3 protein-coding genes are annotated in these 4,176 nt (G+C 74.7%); all 3 read right to left on the bottom strand.

Annotated elements, in window-relative coordinates; translation table 11 throughout:
* Positions 1 to 135: 135 nt before the first annotated feature.
* Positions 136 to 816, bottom strand: a complete 681-nt coding sequence (locus ACWJ6R_RS31340) for a hypothetical protein (RefSeq protein WP_449065683.1) — start codon at positions 814 to 816, stop codon at positions 136 to 138.
* Entirely contained in the window at positions 813 to 2,147 is a 1,335-nt protein-coding gene (locus tag ACWJ6R_RS31335; RefSeq protein WP_449065682.1) for a cytochrome P450, read from the bottom strand. Before ACWJ6R_RS31335 ends, ACWJ6R_RS31340 begins: the two co-directional genes overlap by 4 nt.
* Positions 2,144 to 4,176, bottom strand: a 2,033-nt coding sequence (locus ACWJ6R_RS31330) for a hypothetical protein (RefSeq protein WP_449065681.1), incomplete at its 5' end; no start/stop codon positions are given. The genes ACWJ6R_RS31335 and ACWJ6R_RS31330, both read right to left, overlap by 4 nt.

Here is a 4,176-nt window from a genome sequence, read left to right as displayed (position 1 = left end):
GTAGCGGTCGTCCGGCAGCGTGAGCCAGTCCGGCGGCGGGCAGCTCCGTCGCGGCCCGTCACCACGACGCGGCAGCCGAACCGCTCGGCCAGCCCGCGCGCCAGGCGAAGCCGACGCCGCGCGCGCCTCCCGAGATCAGCACCAGGTCGGCGGCGTCCAGGTCCAGGCGCGGCGGCGGTTCCGGGCTCGGCAGGGCGGTGAGCGCGTGGCGCACGCCCCGCCGGTAGCCGATCTCGAACAGGTCCCACGCCGCCAGCTCGGACTCCAGCAGCCCGGCGAGCCGTCCGGGTCGGCGGAGTCGACGTCCAGCACCTTCACCGCGAGGTTGGGCAGCTCGCGGGGCAGGCACTTGGCGAACCCCGCCCAGATGCCGCCCAGGGGCGTGCCGATCGGCCCGCCGTCGTAGCCCATCAGGCCGCCCAGGTGGGTGACCGCGACGTAGCAGCACCGGTCGGCGCGCGGCTCCTCCTGCCAGGAGGCGTAGCGGCGCTGCACCACGCGGGTGGTCCTGGCCAGCGCGTCCCGCCACTCACCGCCGCCGAGCCGGTACGGGATGCCGGTGACGTTCAGGTCGACGATCCCGTCCCAGTCGTCGTGCTCCGGCTCGCGGCCGGGGGCGCACACGTCGGCGCCGAGGCGGTCCGCCAGCCGTACGGCCAGGTCCGCGTCCGAGCCGATGACCAGCAGGCGCCGCGCCACGGGGGACGGCGGCGGGAGCGGGTGCGGCACCGGCTCCCAGACCATGCGGCGCACGGGCCGCACGAAGGAGCCGGTCTCGAACGACACCAGATGCGGCCGGACCGCCGTCACGGTCATGTCCGCTCCCGCACGACCGCCGGCAGCCCCGAACTGGGGAACAGCGTGATGTAGTGGCCGCTGCGTACCTGGCGCGCGCCCGGCAGCCGCAGCCGGTAGCGCCGTGACAGCATCGCCACCGCCGTCACCAGCGTCGCCATCGCCAGTCCCTTGCCGACGCACATGCGCCGCCCTCCCCCGAACGGCAGGAAGGCGTGCTTGTGCCGCCGGTCCTGGGCGCCGTCCAGGAAGCGCTGCGGATCGTAGGCCTCCGGGTCCGCCCAGTGCTCGGGTGAGCGGTGCGTGCCGTACACGCTGAGCAGGACCGTCGTGCCCGCCGGGACATGCCGCCCGGCCAGGGTGTCCGGCCCGACGGCGTCGCGGGGGAACTGCCAGACCGGCGGGTGCAGGCGCAGCGCCTCGTTCACCGCCGCCGTGGTCTGGGGCAGCTCGCCCAGCAGCTCGGGATCGGGCGGTCCTCCGGCCAGCACCTCGTCCACCTCGCGCTCGACGGCGCGGCGGGCCTGCGGGTGGCGGGCCAGTTCGTACATGGTCCAGGCCAGCGCCTGGCCGGTGGTGTCGGAGCCGGCCAGCAGCAGGGTGCGCAGGTTGTCCGACACCTCCGCGTCGGACAGTCCGGCGTCCAGCAGCAGGCCGGCGGCGTCCGTGCCGTGCTCTCCGGCGTCCCGCCGCTCCTCGATCACCTGGCGGATGATGGCGTCGAGCACCCGTTCCGACCACTTGCGGGCGCGGTGGTACCGCGTCGGCACGAAGGACGGGATCAGCGCCGAGAAGCCCTTGATCGTGCTGGTGTATATGACCTTGTTGGCGATCGCGGCGGCCCGGGGGTAGTCGGTGCCCGACAGGTCGCGGCTGATCAGCGCCATGCCCATGACCCGCGCGGACACGTCCATCAGGCCCGGCGCGACGTCCACGACCGCGCCCGAGGCGGCGTGCTCCGACCAGAGCCGCAGCAGTTTCTCCGTGGCCGCGACCGCCTCACGAGCGCTGCCGGCCACCCTGCGCGGGGTGAACGCCGGCTGCACCGCCTTGCGCGGGCCGCGCCAGCCGTCGGTGTCGAGCGTCAGCAGACCCGACCCCATCGTGCCGACGAACCCCTGGTAGAGGGTGCCGCGCCGGTAGTTGTCCGGGTTGGCGCGCAGCACCCGCTCGATCGCCTCCGGCTCGGTGACCTGGACGAACGGGATGGGCAGCTGGACCGAGACCAGCGAGTCGCGCTCCTGCATGCACAGCGTGTAGGCCAGCGGGTCCTTGAAGTAGGGGATGGCGTCGCCGATCACCGGCAGCCCTCGCGGGCCGTGGGCGACCGGGCAGGTCCCTTCGGGGTTCATCGGCGCTCCTCGCGGTCGAATCTCTCTCTGTCGACGTACTCGCCGGTCTCCTGCTCCACGTAGCCGACGACGGCACCGATGATGTCCTTCACCTGCAGCAGCACCTCGCCGCTCGACGCGACCGCGATGGCCCGGTTGTCCGGCTCGGGGTCCTCCAGGTCGAGGTCGACCGGGGTGACGTACAGCTCCACCGGCTCGGTCAGCGCCGCCAGCGTCAGGTCGGTGTGCCCGCCGTACAGGTCGATGCGGCGGATCGAGCGGGGGATCGCGACCGGCGTCCAGCGGCCCGCCACCCGTTCCAGGACGGCCACGCGGACCAGGCCGTCCAGCGTCACGGACGGGACCAGCAGGCCGGGGAGCCAGCGGCGCAGCGCGGGCGCGTCGAGCGCGAGCCGGCCCCGCCGCCCCAGCGGATGCGTCCGGGTGCCGGTCGTGGAGGCGAACACCTCGCGCAGCAGGACGTCGGACCCCGGCACGTGGTACGGGTCGCGCAGCGGCCGGCTCCCGTGCTCGTCCCAGTGCGTCCACGAAGGGCCGGGCACCGGGGCGTCGCGCAGCCGTACCGTGACGGAGAAGTGCAGCCGGTCGCGGGCGACCGTGACGCCGTTCGGGGCGACCACGTCCCCCAGCACCCGCACGGCCACCACCGACTCGCGTTCGTCGGCGCGCAGCAGCGTGGCGGTGAGCCGCTTCACCTCCGGCCGGTCCGCGCGGTAGACGCGCAGGAACGACTCCAGCCGCAGGTCCTCGAAGACGACCGGGACCCGGTCCGGCACGAGCGCGACGGCGGCCTGCGCCGCCAGCTCCGGAACGAACGTGCCCGGCAGCGTCGGATAGCCGCGCACCTGGTGGAAGCCGAGGTATCCGTCCCGGTCCAGGGAGAACGTCCGCTCGGCCACCAGCTCGGCGGCGCCGCGGCGCAGCACCCGGTCGATGTACGGCAGGGGCCGCGCCGCCCCCGCCGAGAACTCCAGGAACTCCGGCACGGCGGCCCTGATCGCGGCCCGCTCCTTGGCGCCGAAGAACACGGTGACGGGCGCGTCCGGGGCGGCGGCCAGCTCGGCCATGAAGTGCTCGACGCCCTCCTCGGTCGGCGTCGGCGTGAACTCGTCGCTGCCCTGCAGGAAGTCGCGCATCAGCGGTGAGGCGCCGAGGCCGATGTCGCGCCAGAGCGTCCAGCCGATGGTGAACTCGCCGTCGGCGTTCAGGGCGGCCGTGTTGAGGAAGTCGTTGGCGGCGCCGTAGTCGGTCTCGCCGCGCTGGCCCGTCAGCCGTTCCAGCCCGGCCAGCGTGCGCCGGATCTGCCGCGCCTCGCCGGACCGGTCGTAGCCGGCGTTCGCCTCCGGCACCGAGGCTCCCCGCCGCACCTGGGCGCGGATGAACGCGCTGCGGTCGAGTTCCCCGCCGTCGTCGTCGGGGAGCTCGGAGCTGCCCAGCACCACCAGGCGCGGACGGTGGCGCGCGGCCAGCGCCTCCAGCACCGGCGCACCGATGCCCCGTGCCCCTCCGGCGGCCACGACCAGCGCGTCCTCGCCCAGCGGCGGGACCGCGGACGGCGTGGCCGGGGTGGGCACCGCTCTCGGCGTGAGCCGCAGGCCCCCCGCGTGGTAGGTCACCGGGATGAGCCGCCGCGCGCCCAGCTCGGCGCTCACCGTGGCCGGTACCTCGTCGAGCGGCACGTCCTCGTGTACGGTGGCCAGCACGTCGGCGCCGGGGAACTCCAGCGCCAGGCTCTTGACCAGGCCCGTGAACAGGCCGGTGAACGGCAGCGGCACGCCCGCCGCCGTCACGCCGCCCACGACGCTCACCACGAACGAGCCGCCGTCCAGGTGGGCGGCGCACTCCTCGGCCTTCAAGAACACGCGTTCGTGCAGGTCGAGCAGTTTGTCGACCGCTTCGGACCGGCGGGCCTCGCGCAGGCGGGGATCGGTCGCGTCCACGAGCACCCGGACGTGCGCGGACACGCCGTCGCCGCGGCCCGCCCCGAAGCGCGGCGCGTTGGTGAGCACGACGGCGTCCGGCGGGATCG

This window comes from Planomonospora algeriensis, from assembly GCF_977012225.1.
Note: the sequence above shows the minus strand (reverse complement) of the source record. Positions and strands in the feature narration are given on the sequence as shown.